This window comes from Pseudonocardia sp. NPDC049154 (assembly GCF_040648315.1).
Classification (GTDB): Bacteria; Actinomycetota; Actinomycetes; order Mycobacteriales; family Pseudonocardiaceae; genus Pseudonocardia.
Genome location: NZ_JBEZDN010000086.1, coordinates 1 through 14,489, shown reverse-complemented (window position 1 = coordinate 14,489; position 14,489 = coordinate 1). Strand labels below are relative to the sequence as shown.

General features: G+C 75.0%; 16 protein-coding genes and 1 pseudogene. 6 read left to right on the top strand and 11 right to left on the bottom strand.

All coding sequences use genetic code 11. The features are described 5' to 3' along the window. The 5 genes from AB0B41_RS30230 to AB0B41_RS30210 all read right to left on the bottom strand — a co-directional run bounded on the left by AB0B41_RS30230 (position 1) and on the right by AB0B41_RS30210 (position 4,387). The gene (locus AB0B41_RS30230) at positions 1–552 is read right to left on the bottom strand and encodes an NADH-quinone oxidoreductase subunit B family protein (protein WP_358209329.1); all 552 of its coding nucleotides are present in this window, start codon (positions 550–552) and stop codon (positions 1–3) included. Between the two features lie 10 nt (positions 553–562). Continuing rightward, positions 563–928 carry an NADH-quinone oxidoreductase subunit A gene (locus tag AB0B41_RS30225; RefSeq protein ID WP_037053122.1) on the bottom strand — a complete coding sequence of 122 codons (366 nt, stop codon included), beginning with the start codon at positions 926–928 and terminating at the stop codon, positions 563–565. A 138-nt stretch (positions 929–1,066) separates the two neighbouring features. Further along, positions 1,067–2,440, bottom strand: a complete 1,374-nt coding sequence (locus AB0B41_RS30220) for a geranylgeranyl reductase family protein (protein WP_358209327.1) — start codon at positions 2,438–2,440, stop codon at positions 1,067–1,069. Between the two features lie 393 nt (positions 2,441–2,833). Next, entirely contained in the window at positions 2,834–3,526 is a 693-nt protein-coding gene (locus tag AB0B41_RS30215) for a demethylmenaquinone methyltransferase (protein ID WP_358209325.1), read from the bottom strand. A gap of 285 nt (positions 3,527–3,811) precedes the next feature. Continuing rightward, positions 3,812–4,387 (bottom strand): hypothetical protein, encoded by a 576-nt coding sequence (locus AB0B41_RS30210; RefSeq protein ID WP_358209323.1) that lies wholly within the window; start codon positions 4,385–4,387, stop codon positions 3,812–3,814. An 87-nt stretch (positions 4,388–4,474) separates the two neighbouring features. Here AB0B41_RS30210 and bla point away from each other — a divergent pair, with 87 nt between their 5' ends. Continuing rightward, a complete protein-coding gene (gene bla, locus AB0B41_RS30205) occupies positions 4,475–5,395 on the top strand; it encodes a class A beta-lactamase (RefSeq protein WP_358209321.1) in 921 nt (306 codons plus the stop codon). Between the two features lie 32 nt (positions 5,396–5,427). Here the strand turns inward: bla and AB0B41_RS30200 are convergent, their stop codons facing one another. Together AB0B41_RS30200 and AB0B41_RS30195 are read right to left on the bottom strand one after the other, a co-directional pair. Then, positions 5,428–6,525, bottom strand: a complete 1,098-nt coding sequence (locus tag AB0B41_RS30200; protein WP_358209319.1) for a glycosyltransferase — start codon at positions 6,523–6,525, stop codon at positions 5,428–5,430. A 1-nt stretch (position 6,526) separates the two neighbouring features. After that, a complete protein-coding gene (locus AB0B41_RS30195; protein WP_358209317.1) occupies positions 6,527–7,750 on the bottom strand; it encodes a glycosyltransferase family 1 protein in 1,224 nt (407 codons plus the stop codon). A gap of 84 nt (positions 7,751–7,834) precedes the next feature. On the opposite strand from AB0B41_RS30195, the gene AB0B41_RS30190 reads away from it, so the two are divergent. Beyond that, a complete protein-coding gene (locus AB0B41_RS30190) occupies positions 7,835–8,632 on the top strand; it encodes an inositol monophosphatase family protein (RefSeq protein WP_358209315.1) in 798 nt (265 codons plus the stop codon). Here AB0B41_RS30190 and AB0B41_RS30185 read toward each other — a convergent pair. Then, entirely contained in the window at positions 8,611–9,096 is a 486-nt protein-coding gene (locus tag AB0B41_RS30185; RefSeq protein ID WP_358209313.1) for a DUF3592 domain-containing protein, read from the bottom strand. The two genes, AB0B41_RS30190 and AB0B41_RS30185, sit on opposite strands and share 22 nt — an antisense overlap. Positions 9,097–9,175: 79 nt before the next feature. Here AB0B41_RS30185 and AB0B41_RS30180 point away from each other — a divergent pair, with 79 nt between their 5' ends. Beyond that, the gene (locus AB0B41_RS30180) at positions 9,176–10,378 is read left to right on the top strand and encodes an isochorismate synthase (protein WP_358209311.1); all 1,203 of its coding nucleotides are present in this window, start codon (positions 9,176–9,178) and stop codon (positions 10,376–10,378) included. Here the strand turns inward: AB0B41_RS30180 and AB0B41_RS30175 are convergent. Continuing rightward, positions 10,375–10,779, bottom strand: coding sequence for a hypothetical protein (locus AB0B41_RS30175; protein WP_358209309.1), 405 nt, complete (start codon positions 10,777–10,779; stop codon positions 10,375–10,377). The two genes, AB0B41_RS30180 and AB0B41_RS30175, sit on opposite strands and share 4 nt — an antisense overlap. A 22-nt stretch (positions 10,780–10,801) precedes the next feature. Here AB0B41_RS30175 and AB0B41_RS30170 point away from each other — a divergent pair, with 22 nt between their 5' ends. After that, entirely contained in the window at positions 10,802–10,948 is a 147-nt protein-coding gene (locus AB0B41_RS30170) for a hypothetical protein (RefSeq protein ID WP_358209307.1), read from the top strand. Position 10,949: 1 nt separating this feature from the next. Here AB0B41_RS30170 and AB0B41_RS30165 read toward each other — a convergent pair whose 3' ends face one another. Then, positions 10,950–11,522: a signal peptidase I gene (locus tag AB0B41_RS30165; protein ID WP_358209305.1), complete on the bottom strand. Its 573-nt coding sequence runs from the start codon at positions 11,520–11,522 to the stop codon at positions 10,950–10,952. Between the two features lie 194 nt (positions 11,523–11,716). Between AB0B41_RS30165 and AB0B41_RS30160 the strand changes: the two genes are divergently transcribed. Both AB0B41_RS30160 and AB0B41_RS30155 read left to right on the top strand, forming a co-directional pair. After that, positions 11,717–12,334, top strand: a complete 618-nt coding sequence (locus tag AB0B41_RS30160) for a TasA family protein (RefSeq protein WP_358209303.1) — start codon at positions 11,717–11,719, stop codon at positions 12,332–12,334. A 91-nt stretch (positions 12,335–12,425) separates the two neighbouring features. Then, positions 12,426–13,706 carry a hypothetical protein gene (locus AB0B41_RS30155; protein ID WP_358209301.1) on the top strand — a complete coding sequence of 427 codons (1,281 nt, stop codon included), beginning with the start codon at positions 12,426–12,428 and terminating at the stop codon, positions 13,704–13,706. A 176-nt stretch (positions 13,707–13,882) separates the two neighbouring features. Here the strand turns inward: AB0B41_RS30155 and AB0B41_RS30150 are convergent. Then, positions 13,883–14,489, bottom strand: a pseudogene (locus AB0B41_RS30150) (hypothetical protein); the annotation flags it as partial.

Below are 14,489 nucleotides of genomic sequence, written 5' to 3'. Positions count from 1 at the left end.
CTACTTCTTCTTCGCGTACTTGATGGACGAGGGCACGAGCTCGGTCTTGTGCCCGCTCGCGGCCAGCTGCGCGGCCCGCTTGCTGCCCAGCGGCTCGTCCATGATCTTCGCGTGGATCTTGAGGATCGCGTCCATGAGCATCTCCGGCCGCGGGGGGCAGCCGGGGAGGTACATGTCGACCGGCACGACGTGGTCGACGCCCTGCACGACCGCGTAGTTGTTGAACATCCCGCCGGAGCTGGCGCAGACGCCCATCGCCAGCACCCACCGGGGTTCGGGCATCTGGTCGTAGATCTGCCGCAGGACCGGCGCCATCTTGTTGCTCACCCGGCCGGCCACGATCATCAGGTCGGCCTGGCGGGGCGAGGCCCGGAAGACCTCCATGCCGAACCGGGCCAGGTCGTAGCGCGGCGCACCGGTGGTCATCATCTCGATCGCGCAGCAGGCCAGACCGAAGGTGGCGGGCCAGAGCGACGACTTCCGGGTCCAGTTGACCAGCTTCTCCACGCTGGTCAGCAGGACGCCGCTGGGCAGGTGCTCCTCGAGTCCCATTCCGGTTCCCCTAGTTCCAGTCGAGGCCGCCGCGGCGCCACACGTACGCGTACGCGAAGCCCACGGTGACGATGAACAGGACGATCTCCACCAGGCCGAACAGGCCGAGCGCGTCCGCGTTCACCGCGAACGGGTAGAGGAAGACCATCTCGATGTCGAAGAGGATGAACAGCATCGCCGTGAGGTAGTAGGCGACCGGCATCCGGCCGGCACCCACCACCGGCTTGGGCGAGGGCTCGATCCCGCACTCGTAGGAGTCCAGCTTGGCGCGGTTGTACCGACGCGGCCCGACGTACGGGGCGGCCGTCACCGAGAACAGCGCGAACGCTCCCGCGAGGACGAACATCAGGAACAACGCGAGATAGGGATCGAGCATCGTGCACCTTCGTTGTCTGCACTGCCGACTGGTCTGAACGTGGCGGTGGGTGACCCGGCCGGTCCGCGGCGTGACCCTACGTGCGCGGGATCACGCCCGGGTGGTCAGGCCCGCCTTACCGGTCCCGTGCCCGGGATCTCAGAGGGCCGGGGTGAGCCGGGTCAACGCGCCGAGTATGCGGTCGCTCCACTCCCCCTCCTTCCGGTCGTGCGCGGTGGTCGGGTCGTCGTAGAGGTTGGCGAGCAATTTGAGCAGGGCCTGCATCACCGAACGCCGCGGCAGCCCGTGCCGGGTGGCGACCCGCATGACGGTCGGGTTGCCGATCAGGCGGGCGGCGACGGTGCCGAGCCGGTAGTAGCGGCCCAGCGCCCGGCTGATCTCCCGCGGGTACGCGGCCAGTGCGGCCTCGCGGGAGTCGCCGGACCGGGCGAGGGCCTGCACCGCGCACCGGGCGGCCACCGTGGCCGACTCCATCGCGTAGGCGATGCCCTCGCCGTTGAGCGGGTTGACCATGCCCCCGGCGTCACCGACGAGGAGCAGGCCGGGGCGGTAGTGCGGGGTCCGGTTGAAACCCATCGGCAGCGCCGCGCCGCCGATGCCGCCGACGGCGCCGTCCTCCCGGTAGCCCCACTCCTCCGGCAGACCGTCCAGCCAGGACCGCAGCAGCGCCCGGTAGTCCCAGGAACCGCCGCCCTTGCGGTCGGTGGCGAGCACGCCGAGCCCGACGTTCGACGTGCCGTCGCCCATCCCGAAGATCCAGCCGTAGCCGGGCAGGAGCCGCGGGTGCTCCGGGTCGGAGCGGTCCCAGATCTCGAGGTGGGTCTCGAGGTGGTCGTCGTGGGTGCGCGGGCTCTCGTAGTAGCGCCGCACGGCGACCCCGAGCGGCTTGCGGTCGTCCTTCGCGATGCCGAGCGAGAGCGCGACCCGCGCCGACACGCCGTCGCAGGCCAGGGTCAGCGGCGCGCGGTACGACACCGGCCGCTTCTCCGGCCCCTCGTGCCCCTCGACGCCCACGACCCGACCGGTCCGCTCGTCCGTGACCGCGGCGGAGACCGTGGTGGCCTCGCGCAGCCGGGCGCCCTGCTTCTCCGCGTGCCGGACCAGCAGCTCGTCGAAGTCCTGGCGGGGGCGGACGGCGCCGAAGTCCGGGAAGCTCGCGAGCGTGGGCCAGGGCAGGTCGAGGCTCACCCCGCCGGCGACCACGCGCAGGCCGCGGTTGTGCAGCCAGCCGTTCTCCTCGGAGCAGTCGATGCCCAGGTCGATGATCTGCTTCATGCCGCGCGGGGTGAAGCCGTCGCCGCACACCTTGGGGCGGGGGAAGGTCGCCTTCTCCAGCACCAGCACGTCCAGCCCCGCGCGCGCGAGGTGGGCCGCGGCCGTCGAGCCGGCAGGTCCGGCGCCGACGACGAGCACGTCCGCGTCCGCGGTTCCCGCCGTGCGCCCGGCAGCACCGCGCGAGTCCGCGGCCTGCGGGGCCGCGGCGCCGTTGGTGGTGGGCTCGGGCGCCTGCATTCCGCTCCTTGTGAACTGGTTCACGAGGTTCTTGTGAACTGTTTCACGAAGTTCGGCGGGATGTCCAGGCACCCCCCGACCGATCGGGTCGGGAGCTGGGGAACGATCAGCGCGAAGATCGCCGGGGCCCCCCGAATCGCGCCCTCTGCTCCCGCGAGTCGCGCCCTGCGCTTCCGCGAGTCGGGAGCTGCGCTTCCGCGAGTCGGCGACCTGTGCCGTGCTCGGCTGATCAGGTGCCTCGACGGCGGGGCGCAGGGCCGGCGGCGCCGCCAGGACGAGGCCGCACACCTGCAGGAACCGTCGGCACACCCGGACGACTCCGGGAGGTGTGCCGCGCGCTCCGCTGGACATCGCGGCTCCGGTATCCGCCCAGCGCGGCCGCGCGGGCCGTCGTCAGGCGGTCTTGGTGGCGCGGTGCAGGGCGACGGCCCCACCGGCGAGGTCCCGCCAGGCCACCCTGGACCACCCGGCGCCCGCGATGATCTCCGCGAGCCGGCGCTGCGGGTGCCAGTCGAGGATCGAGTCGCTCAGGTACGTGTAGGCCTCGGGGTTCGACGCGACCCGGCGCGCGATCGCCGGGAGGACCCGGCGCAGCACCACGTCCTGGTAGGCGATCCGGTACGGCGTCCACGTCGGGGTGCCGAACTCGCACACCACGAGCCGCCCGCCGGGCCGGGTGACGCGGGCGAGCTCGGCGAGGGCGCGGGCGGTGTCGGCGACGTTGCGGAGGCCGAAGCTGATCGTGACGGCGTCGAAGGCGTCGTCGGCGAAGGGCAGGTGCAGGGCGTCGGCGGCCACCTTGGGCACCGGGCGTTGCGCGCCGGCCTTCAGCATGCCGAGGGAGAAGTCGGCCGCGACGGTCCAGGCCCCGGACTTCGCCAGCTCGACCGTCGACACCGCGGTCCCGGCGGCCAGGTCCAGCACCCGCTGACCGGGCTGCAGCTCCAGGGCCTCCCGGGTCAACCGCCGCCAGCGCCGGTCCTGCCCGGCGGTCAGGACGGTGTTGGTGAGGTCGTAACGCCGCGCGACGTCGTCGAACATCGCCGCGACGTCGTGCGGGTCCTTGTCGAGCTCGGCCCTGCCCACAGCGGGAACCCTACGGCCCCGCCCCGGCACCCCGCCCGTGGGCCGGAGGGCGGCCGACCCCGATTCACCGAAGCCCACACCCACGACTCGCGCTGCACGAACTCCCGACTCGCGGTGCACGAACTCCCGACTCGCGGTGCAGGAACTCCCGACTCGCGGAGCGACGGCCACCCCACCCGCGAGTCGGCACTTCCAGGTCACCGAGTCGACACTTCGACGTCACCGAGTCGGTACTTCGACGACACCGAGTCGGTACTTCGACGTCACCGAGTCGGCGAGCCGGGGTCAGCGGGGGTGGGGGATGGCGCGGAGGGCGGTGCGGAGGCCCTCGAGGTACTCGGCGCGGGTGCGGGCGGCGAGGGCCTCCCACTCCTCCTCCGGCACCGAGAGCGGACCCTCGGAGCCGAGGTAGGCGCCCATCCCGTGCAGTGCGATCCAGCGGTGGTCGTAGGCGTGCGGGGTGCGGCGGTCCCAGGCCACGGCACGGATCACCGTGCGCCGCAGCCGCTCGGGGTCGGTGAAGGCGAAGCGGTTGATCGGGCCGCCGAACCGCTGGTCGAGGGCGTCGACGGCGGCTGCGGCGGTCGCGTCCGTGCAGCGGCGGGCGTCGAAACGGGCGCGGACCTGCCCGGCGTAGAACCAGAAGGCGGCGTCGGCGGGGCGGCCATGGTCGAGCAGCACCTCGGACAGCGCGTACAGCACGGGCGGCGCGACGCGCTCCGGCTCCAGCTGGACCAGCTCCGCCACCCGCCGCCGGACGTCCGGGTCGGCGTCGAGGAGGCCGGCGATCGCGTCGCGGGCCAGGGCGGTGTCGATCGTCGCGTGCTCGCCGGTGGGCTCGACCACCACGGTCCTGTTCATGCCCACGAGCCTCGCCCGCCCGACCACCACCGGGCATCCGTGACTCTACGGAGGACGGAGGGTGGGCGACCGCCTACCGTGCGTCACATGATCGACCCGCTCCCCCGTCGCGCGGTCCTCCTCGCCGGCCTGGCCGGGCTGGGTGCCCTCGCGGCCGGCTGTGCCGACCCGCCCGCCACAAGGCCTGCACCCGCGTTCGACCCCGCTCCCGCCCAGGCCGAGCTGGCCGACCTCGAACGTCGCTCCGGCGGCCGCCTGGGCGTGTCCGCGCTGGACACCGGCTCCGGCGCCGCGCTCGGGCACCGGGCCGACGAGCGGTTCCTGCTGTGCTCGACCGGCAAGCTGCTGACCGCGGCCGCGGTCCTGCACCGCCGGCGGTTCGAGGCCGACCGGGACATCCTGGACCGGGTGGTGCCGTACAGCTCGGGCGTGCTGGTCCCGAACTCCCCCGAGACCGGGAAGCACACGTCGATGACGGTCGGCGAGCTCTGCCACGCCGCGATGACCCTCAGCGACAACACCGCCATGAACCTGCTGCTCGGCGTGCTGGGCGGTCCCGGGACGGTCACGGCGTTCCTGCGCCGCGCGGGTGACCCGGTCAGCCGGCTGGACCGCACCGAGACGGCGCTCAACGTCCGGGACGGCGACCTGGACACCTCCACCCCGGCGCGCATGGCCGCGAACGTCCGCCTCTTCGCCCTCGACGACGGCCTGACACCCGACAACCGCGACGTCCTCGTCGGCTGGCTCAAGGCCAACACCACCGGCGCGACCCGTATCCGGGCAGGCCTGCCCGCGGACTGGGTCGTCGGCGACAAGACCGGGGCGGGCGCGCGGGGCGAGGTCAACGACGTCGCGGTCGTGTGGCCGCCCGGCCGTGCCCCGCTGGTGATCGCGGTGTACACCGAGCCGCCCGGCCCCGACGTCGACGCCGCCGGGACCGTCGCCGAGGCCGCCCGGGTCGTCGCGCGGTCCTTCGCCTCATCCGCAGGTCAGCAGGGGTCGTGAGCGGCAGCTGCCCCTCTATGGGCAGTTGCCGCTCACGGGGTGAGGACGGACAGCATGCGCTCCACGGAGGCGGGCCAGCCGTAACCCTCGGCGCGGGTGCGGGCGGCGCTGCGGCGCACGCCTTCGTCGGCGGCGAGGTGGGTCGTGACGCCGCGGGCGAAGTCCTCCGGGGAGTCCTCGGCCCCGGCGTCGCCGACGATCTCGGGCAGCGCCGAGGACCGTGACACCACCACCGGCGTGCCGCTGGCCAGCGACTCGAGCGCGGAGAGCCCGAAGGTCTCGTGCGGGCCCGGGGCGAGCGAGACGTCGGCCGACGCCAGCAGGGTCGCCAGCCGCGCCCGGTCCGGCACGAACCCGAGGAAGGACACCGGTAGCCCGGCCGCCCGCCGCTCCAGCGCCGCCCGCCGCGGCCCGTCCCCGGCGACGACCAGCCGGACCCGGTGCCCGGCGTCGCACAGCGCGGCGACCGTGTCCACGCTGCGCTCGGGGTGCTTCTCCGGCGACAGCCGCCCGCAGTGGACGAGCAGCGCGTCGGCGCCGCCGCCCAGCCGGGCCCGCAACGCCGGGTCGTGCCGCAGCGGCGAGAAGGTCGCGAGGTCCACGCCGAGCGGGACCTGCCGGACGTTGCGCACCCCGATCCGGTCGAACTCCGCCCGCGCGAACCCGGTGGTGCACACGACCGTGTCGTAGGCGGCCGCCATCCGCGCGTTGGCGTGGTCGGCGACCCGGCGGGCGGTGCCCTCGGGCAGCAGGAACTGGTGCAGCAGCCGGTCGAGCCGCTCGTGCGAGATCACCACGCTCGGGATCCCGCGGCGCGCGGCCCAGGCGCCCAGCCCGCGCAGGGTGAGCCGGTCGGAGACCTCGAGTGCGTCGGGCCGCAGGCGGTCGAGCAGGCGTTGCACCCGCCACGGGTCGACCGCGCGGTACCCGCCGGTGCCGGGGATCCGCGGCGCCGGGACGGTGATCCGGCGGGCGCCGCCGGGGAGCCTGCGGTCCTCGGCGCGCGGACCGGGGACGACCAGTACGACCTCGTGCCCGCGTGCGGCGTAGCCGGCGCCGAGGGCGTCGAGCGCGGTGCGCAGGCCGCCCGAGCGCGGCCCGTAGAAGTTGGCGAGCTGGACGATCCGCACGTCAGGCGGCCTCGTCGTGGAGGAGCCCCGTGATCCCGGCGACCTCGCAGTAGTGGCCGACCAGCTCGTCGCACACCGTCGACCAGGTCCGGCGCAGGACCGAGCGGCGCGCGGCCGCCCCGAACCCGGCGCGCAGGCCCGGATCGCGGAGCCGGTCGACCGCGGCGCGGAGGGCGGCGTCGGCGCCGGGCCGGCCCGCCTCGTCGTCGGGCAGGGGCGGGACGAGGTAGCCGGTCCGGCCGGGCAGGACGAGGTCGCGCGGGCCGCCGGCGTCGGGCGCGATGACCGGGAGCCCGCTGGCCAGCGCCTCCTGCACGGCCTGGCAGAAGGTCTCGGCGGGGCCGGTGTGGACGAAGACGTCGAGGGAGGCGTAGAGCTCGGCCAGCTCGTCGCCGCCCCGGAAGCCGAGGAACGCCGCCCCGGGCAGCGCCGCCCGCAGCCGCTCCTCACTCGGCCCGGCCCCGACCACCACGAGCCGCGTGCCGGGCATCCCGCGCAGCGCCGCCAGCCGTTCCACCTGCTTCTCCGGGGCGAGCCGGCCGACGTAGCCGACCAGCAGCTCCCCGTTCGGCGCCAGCCGCTCCCGCACCGCGGCCGAGCGCCGGGCCGGGGTGAACCGCCTTGTGTCGACGCCGCGGGCCCACTGGTGCACCCGCGGCACCCCCCGCTCGCGCAGCGCCTCGGTGGCCCAGCTCGACGGCGCGAGCGTCCGGTCGGCCTGCGCGTGCAGCCGGCAGGTCCAGCGCCAGGCGGCGCGGGCCGTCAGCCCCAGCCCGTACGACGAGGCGAACCCGGCGACGTCGGTCTGGTAGACCGCGACCGTCGGGATCCCCAGCCGGCGGGCCGCCCACAGCCCCCGCGCGCCGACGACGAACGGCGCGGCGAGGTGCACGACGTCGGGCCGGAAGGCGCGCAGGGCCTTCACGATCCGCCGGCTCGGCACCCCGACCGGCATCGAGCTCACCACCGGCAGCTCCAGCGCCGGCACTCGCACGACCGGTACGCCGTCGTGGGAGTCCGGCTCGTCGGTGCCGGGGGCGACGACGAGGACGTCGTGCCCGGCATCGCGCAGGTGCTCGAGCACCCGCAGCACCGAGTTCGTGACGCCGTTGACCACGGGGAGGAAGCACTCGGACACGATCGCGACACGCACGTCGGAGAAGCTGTCGTGCCCGCCGCGCCGCCCGCCGTCGGCGACATGACCTGCGGGGGAACGTCCGGACAACAGCGCGAGAGTTCACGCGGGCCCACCCCGGGGCGTCACCGGCGGGACGCCCCGGCGATACCCCGTTCGCGGACCCTCGGCGCCATGACGGTCCTCACCCGCACCCCGACCCCGGTGGACCCCGGGCTGCTCTCCCGCGCCCTCGAGGTCGCGGGCCGGCTGGCCAACGACGCGGCGGAGGTGATCGCCGCGACCGCCGGCCGCGCGCCGGGGTCCGAGGCCAAGGCCGACCCCTTCGACTGGGTCACCGACACCGACCGCACGCTCGAACGGCACACCCGCCGCGTCCTGGCCGCCGAGTTCCCCGGCATCCCGGTGGTGGGCGAGGAGTACGGCGCCGACGCCACGGCGGCCGGCTCGGCCTACCGCTGGATCGTCGACCCGGTCGACGGCACGGCCAACTACGTCGCCGGCTTCCCGTGGTGCGCCTACAGCCTCGGCCTGGTCGACGGCGACGGGCCGGTCGTCGGCGTCGTGGCCGAGCCGAGCCGCGCGCAGATGTACGCGGCGGCACGGGGCCGGGGCGTGCGCGCCAACGGCACCCCGGTGCGCGCGGCGACCCGCACCACCGCCGTCGGGGCGCTGGTCTGCGCCGAGTCGCCCTTGCCGCAGCTCACCGAGCGCGCGACCGCGCACCACACGGGCGTGCGGGTGCTGGGCTCGACCGCGCTCGCGATCACGCAGGTCGCGCTGGGCCGGGCGGTCGCCGCGGTGATCGACGAGTACCACGAGTGGGACGTCGCCGGAGCGCTCTGCCTGGCGCTGGAGGCCGGGGCCGTGGTCGTCGACCGGGCCGGGCGGCCCGACCCGATGCCGGCGGACGGGCTGCTGGTGGCGGTCCCCGCCGTCGTCGAGCAGGTCTACTCGTGGTGGGCGGCCTGACGCCGCCTGCGCACGAGCACCGCCGCCCCGCCGAACACCGCCCACGCGAGGGCGACGAACCCGATGGTCAGCGGCAGGCCGGAGAACGCCGTGCGCCCCGCCACGCGGACCAGGTCCGGGTCGGCGCGGTCGTACTCGACCAGCACGGTCGTGCCGGGCTGCAGGCCGCGCGGGTGGTAGACGCCCCGCTCGGGGACCAGCAGCTGGCCGTCCGGCACCGGGAACCGCACGAGCGTGCGCGAGAAGGTGGAGCCCTCCAGCACCTCGGCGGTGGCCGTGGCACGGTTGCGGGTGATGGCGACGTCGTCGGCCACGGCCCCGAGGAACCCGACGACCGACAGGAACGTGGCCAGCACGGCGAGTCCGGTGAGGATCGTCGGCAGCCGCCGCCACAGGGTGCCGCCGACGGCCCGGGCGGTGCGCCCGGCCTCGACGAACACCTCGCCCGCCACGCCTCCGGCCATGGGTCGAGCATAGGAGTGTGGCTACCGCCTCCCCGCCGGGGACGGGCGCCGACCGTTCGCGGTGCCTACGCTCGACGGCGTGACGACCGCTGCGCTGCCCACCGGTCTGGAGGTCCGGACCCGTGAGGTGGACCCGCCCGCGGACGGCCTGTTGTCGCTCCTGCCGGAGGCGCGGGGCGCCCTGTCCTGGGTGCGCGGCGGCGAGGGACTGGTCGGCTGGGGCGCGGTCGCGCGCTTCACCGGCACCGGCGCGGGCCGGTTCGCCGAGGCCGACGCCTGGTGGCGGCGGCTGCTCGCCGAGCTCGACGTCACCGACGAGGTGGGCCTGCCGGGCACCGGGGCGGTCGCGTTCGCGTCGCTGACCTTCGCCGACCGCTCGCCCGGGTCCGTGCTGGTGGTGCCGCGGGTGGTCGTCGGGATGCGGGGCGGGCGCGCGTGGGTCACCGAGTTCGGCGACCCGCACCCCATGACCACGGCCGAGCCGGTCCGGCCCAGCACGCGGCTCCGTTACGCCGACGGCGACCTTCCGGTCGCGGGCTACCGCGCTGCGGTCGCCGAGGCCGTCCGACGGATGCGGGCGGGTGAGCTGGACAAGGCCGCACTCGCCCACGACCTCCTCGCGGTCGACGAGGCCCCGCACGACCCCCGGCACCTGCTGCGCGGGCTCGCCGAGCGCTACCCCACCTGCTGGGCCTTCGCCGTCGACGGGCTGGTGGGGGCGACCCCGGAGCTGCTGCTCCGCAAGCGCGGCACGGTCGTCGAGTCGCGGGTCCTGGCCGGCACGGTGTGGCCGGGCGAGGGGTCGCTGAGCTCGGACAAGAACCGCGTGGAGCACGCCTACGCCGTCGACTCGCTGGCCGAGCGGCTGCGCCCCTTCTGCCGCTCGCTCGAGGTGCCCTCGGAGCCGACGGTGCTGGCCCTGCACAACGTCTCGCACCTGGCCAGCGACGTCCGCGGCCGGGTCCGCGGCGACGCCTCCCTGCTCCGCATCGCCGGCGCGGTGCACCCCACCGCCGCGGTCGGGGGCACCCCACGCGAGGACGCCGTGGCCCTCATCGCCGCCCTCGAGGGCATGGACCGCGGCCGCTACGCCGGCCCCGTCGGCTGGGTCGGCGCCGACGGCGGCGGGGAGCTCGGCGTCGCCCTCCGCTGCGCCCAGCTCGACGGCCCCGTCGCCCGCCTCTTCGCGGGCTGCGGCATCGTCGCCGACTCCGACCCCGACACCGAGGTCCGCGAGGCCGCCGCCAAGCTCCTCGCGGTGCGGGAGGCGTTGGAGGGTTAGGAGCGCGCGTTCACTGCTCCGTTCGGCGGATTCCACTGCTCCGCTGCAACAGCCTCCCGTCCCTGCGCGACGGAGGGCGTGGACGCCGCCGGTTCGGGCGGCCGACACGTCGGGGGACGAGTGTTGATGCGGGCCTGGTGGCGCGTGGTGCTGGGGATGGCGACCGGAGGCGTGATCGCCTTCGCGGGCGTCGGGCTGAACGTGGCGTACGCGAGCGGGCCGCAGCCGGCGCCGGTCGCGACCCCGATCGCTCCGACGGCACCAGCCGCTCCGGTCGCTCCGGCCACTTCGACGACGACGCCTCCGGCACCGACGACGGCGACCCGGGCCGCGGCCCCCACCTCCGTGAAGTCCGCCCGGAGCACGACCACACCGACCACGGCATCCAGGGCCCGCAGCACGGCCGGATGCGGACAGCGCGCGGTGAACGCCGGGCGGTACGACAGCTCCTGCCCCGAGTATCAGGGGTACCTCGACCCCGGTACGCGCGCGGGACGAGGACCGACCAGCGGCGAGGTCCAGCTGCAGTACGCGTGCGAGCAGGGTCTCGTGCCGAAGGAGCAGTGCTGAGCTATTGCTCCTTCGCGTGCTTCGGCACGAGGAGGGCGAGGGCGATCGCGAGGAGGACGATCCCGCCCGCGATGGCGAGGCCGGCGGGGCTGACGAGGCGGTCGCGGAGGCCGCCGACGTAGGGGACGTCGTACCAGAGGACGCCGTGAACGTCCTGCGCCGCGACGGGCACCGGGTCGTTCGTGCGGTTGGCGTCGCCCTTGGTGACGAACGCCGGTCCCGGCAGGACCTCGACGACGCGGTGCGTCACGACCAGGGCCTGCCCGGTGGCGGCGTCGCGGTCGGTGAAGTTCAGGACGTCGCCCGGCTTGACCTGCGCGGTGTCGACGGGCTTGATCACGGCGACCGACCCGACGTGCAGCGTCGGCTCCATCGAGCCCGACAGGACGGTCAGCGAGTGCCCGCCCACCACGGCCGGGACCAGCGCGACCGCCGCCGCGAGGGCGACCACGACCAGCACGACGAGGCCGAGCACCAGGTTCAGGACCCGGCGGAACGGGTGCACCCGTGGCGGCGCCGCGGCGTGCCGCGCCGTCTCCTGGTCGGCGTCCGCCGTGCGCGCGTGTGAGCCCATCCGTCCTCCCGGTGCAGTCGTCCGATCGAGTCGTACCCGGAACACACACCGACCCGCCGGAACACCACCCGATCGAATGGCGATTCGCACTGGAATCGGCGGGTGCGTTGTGCGGTGCGGATACTCGAGGCCCGCCGCGTCGATTTCGCACCGTTCCCGCGGCCCCTTCGCAATCCACTCTCCGGAGCATCCGCATGGCCGTTCAGTCGGAAGACAAGAAGAACCGCAAGAAGAAGGGGGGCCTGATCGTCGGGCTCGTCGCGCTCGTGGTCGCCGCCGCCGCGATCGGGGCGGGCACCTACGCCGCGTTCAGCGACACGGAGACCGGCCCGGGTGGCACGATCGGCGCAGGCACGCTGGACCTCGAGGTGGGAGCCCCCGCCACCAACGCCACGCTGTTCAGCGCCTCCAACATCGCCCCGGGCTACGTGAGCCCGACGCCCGTGTCCATCGCGGTCCGCAACAGCGGGAACGTCGCGGGCACGCTCTCCCACAGCCTCAGCGTGAAGGGCGGCGACGGGACCTGCCCCGAGCCCGAGAGCCAGGTCTCGGACGGTTGCAAGACCGCCGGTGATCTGCAGGACTACCTGTACGTCGAGGTGACCGGCAGCCCGTCGGGCGCCACCGTGCCGAAGACCAAGCTCGCGGACTTCGTGTCCGGACAGAAGCTGCCGGCCGGGGGAACGCTGGGCGGCGGGAAGGAGGGCACCTACACGCTGGTGTTCTCGCTTCCGGCGGAGACCGGAAACATCGTTCAGGGCGACACCGTCACCCTGAATTCGACCTTCAACCTCGACCAGGTGACGAGCTGACCTGAAGAGAGCAATTCGAGGTCACCGCGAGAATACGGATGACCGCCGATTCATGCGATTTCGGATCGGCGGCCGCAGCCGAGGGAATTCGATGCGACGCCGAGTGATCGCCGGGACGCTCGTGGCGGTGGTCGTCACCGCCACGGGCGTCCTGTCCGGGGGCAGCGGCACCTACGCCCGGTACACGGACGTCGAGGCGAAGCCGGGCACGGTCGGCGCCGCGACCGTGGTGATCGGGACGTCGTCCCGGGCACCGGCGCTGAGCTACACCGGAGCCCTCCTCGGCGGGACGTCCTCGGCCACGTTGAACGTCGTCTACACCGGCACCACGCCCGCGCGCCTGACGCTCCAGGCCAAGCCGGCCACGTCGTACTCGTCGGCCTTCTGCACGTACTCGGCGTCGACGAAGTCCTGGTCGCGGGCGACCCTGGCGACACCGATCACCTTGTCCTTCGGGGGCACGACGGTGGACTACTGCACCCTGCTCAACGGCACCGAGGTCACACTCGCGAGCTTGGTCGCGGCGGGCAGCACCGCCGCCGTGGCGACCTCGGCCACCTTCGGCCTGCTGAGCGGTGCGACGCCGAAGAAGGACCAGAACGTGCCGCTGCTCATCCACGCCTACGGCACCACCGGCCCGGGCTTCTCCGACGTCGTGTCCGGCACGCTCGGCGTCGCGACGAGCGCGTCGCCGACCCCGCGCTCGCTGGCTGTCGTCACCACGCCGACGAGCACGGTCGCGCCCACGACCATCACCGCACCCGCCGGATCGCCGGTCGCGGCGGCGGACGTGCCGGCCGAGTGCACGGTGGCCGGGATGACCGCGACCTCCTTCGTCGAGAAGATCACGCTGACCGCGGCCCAACCGAGCTTCGACGCCGCACGCGACCGGCCGGGCAGCGCCGGACCGTTCCTGGTCCTCGGCTCGCCCGTCGCGGACACGGTGATCGGCTCCGCGAGCGCCGACTGCGTGGCCACCGGGGACGGCGACGACGTCGTGTCCGGCGGGACGGGCGGCGACGTCCTCGTCGGCGGGGCCGGCGCCGACCGCCTCTCCGGCGACGCGGGCGCCGACCGTCTCCACGGCGGCGCCGGCCTCGACACGCTCGACGGCGGCGCCGGCGCCGACCTGCTCGACGGCGGGGCCGACGGCGCGACCTGCACCACCGACGCCTCCGACACCACCACCGGCTGCCTCTCCGCGGCCGCCGAGGGCGGCGCCGACCCGGCGACCACCACCTCGCCCGCCCCGGTCACCACGACGACCACCGTGCCGACGACGACCGCGCCCGCCGCGTCGGCCGGCAGCAGCGCCCATGCGGTCGTCCCGGAAGGCTCCGCCGACCCCACCAGCTCCGCCCCACCCACCTGACCAGCGCGGCATCGGCCGACGGCCGGCGAAGAAGATCATCGCCCCGGACCGACCTCGGCCACACGCGGCCGTACGACGGCCCGAACAGCGATCATGACGAGCAAGATCACCGCTTCGGGAGCCCAGCAGACGCTTCCCAACCGCTGCCACGAACCGCGGTCACCGCGCCGCGGGCACTACCCCCGACTCACCTTCCCCGGCGCCCCCTCCGGCGCCGGGGAAGGCTCGCTGCGCGGCGGCGGGGCCGCCACGAGGCGGAGGGGACCACGGGTCGTCCGGCGGCGTTCGTCGACCGCCGCGGCGAGGGCCACGACCTCGGCGACGGCCGGGGCGCGCGTGTCGGGTCCGGCCGAGCGGAGGGCGGCGCGCAGCCGCTCCGCCTCCACCCGGTACGCCTCGCGCTGCTCCCAGAGTCCGCGCACCGCGCTGAACAGGAAGGGCACGGCGGCGGCGAGCAGCGCGGCGGTGGCGGCGAGGGTCAGCGCGACGGGCACGACGACCGCGGCTGCCGACGCCCGCACGGCGTGGGAGGCCGCGAGCAGCGCGAAGGCGAGGCCGATTCGGCGCAGCAGCGGGCGGTCCCGACGCAGCCCCGCCCCGACGGCGAGCAGGCCGGCGGCGCCGGTACCGGCCCAGGCGGCGAGGGCGGCGTCGGCGACGAGCGCGCCGGGCAGACCGACGGTGGGGGCGAGGCCGTGCAGGGTGCCGGCGAGGGCGGCGGCGCACGCCAGCACCGCGGCGGCCAGGGTCACGACGGGCCGGTGCGCGGGCGAGCGGCGGCGC

Coding starts and splice junctions, on each gene's coding strand:
- bla (WP_358209321.1), top strand. CDS start 4,475: ATGATCGACCCGCTCCCCCGTCGCGCGGTCCTCCTCGCCGGCCTGGCC.
- AB0B41_RS30190 (WP_358209315.1), top strand. CDS start 7,835: ATGACGGTCCTCACCCGCACCCCGACCCCGGTGGACCCCGGGCTGCTC.
- AB0B41_RS30225 (WP_037053122.1), bottom strand. CDS start 928: ATGCTCGATCCCTATCTCGCGTTGTTCCTGATGTTCGTCCTCGCGGGA.
- AB0B41_RS30220 (WP_358209327.1), bottom strand. CDS start 2,440: ATGCAGGCGCCCGAGCCCACCACCAACGGCGCCGCGGCCCCGCAGGCC.
- AB0B41_RS30210 (WP_358209323.1), bottom strand. CDS start 4,387: ATGAACAGGACCGTGGTGGTCGAGCCCACCGGCGAGCACGCGACGATC.
- AB0B41_RS30230 (WP_358209329.1), bottom strand. CDS start 552: ATGGGACTCGAGGAGCACCTGCCCAGCGGCGTCCTGCTGACCAGCGTG.
- AB0B41_RS30165 (WP_358209305.1), bottom strand. CDS start 11,522: ATGGGCTCACACGCGCGCACGGCGGACGCCGACCAGGAGACGGCGCGG.
- AB0B41_RS30155 (WP_358209301.1), top strand. CDS start 12,426: ATGCGACGCCGAGTGATCGCCGGGACGCTCGTGGCGGTGGTCGTCACC.
- AB0B41_RS30185 (WP_358209313.1), bottom strand. CDS start 9,096: ATGGCCGGAGGCGTGGCGGGCGAGGTGTTCGTCGAGGCCGGGCGCACC.
- AB0B41_RS30160 (WP_358209303.1), top strand. CDS start 11,717: ATGGCCGTTCAGTCGGAAGACAAGAAGAACCGCAAGAAGAAGGGGGGC.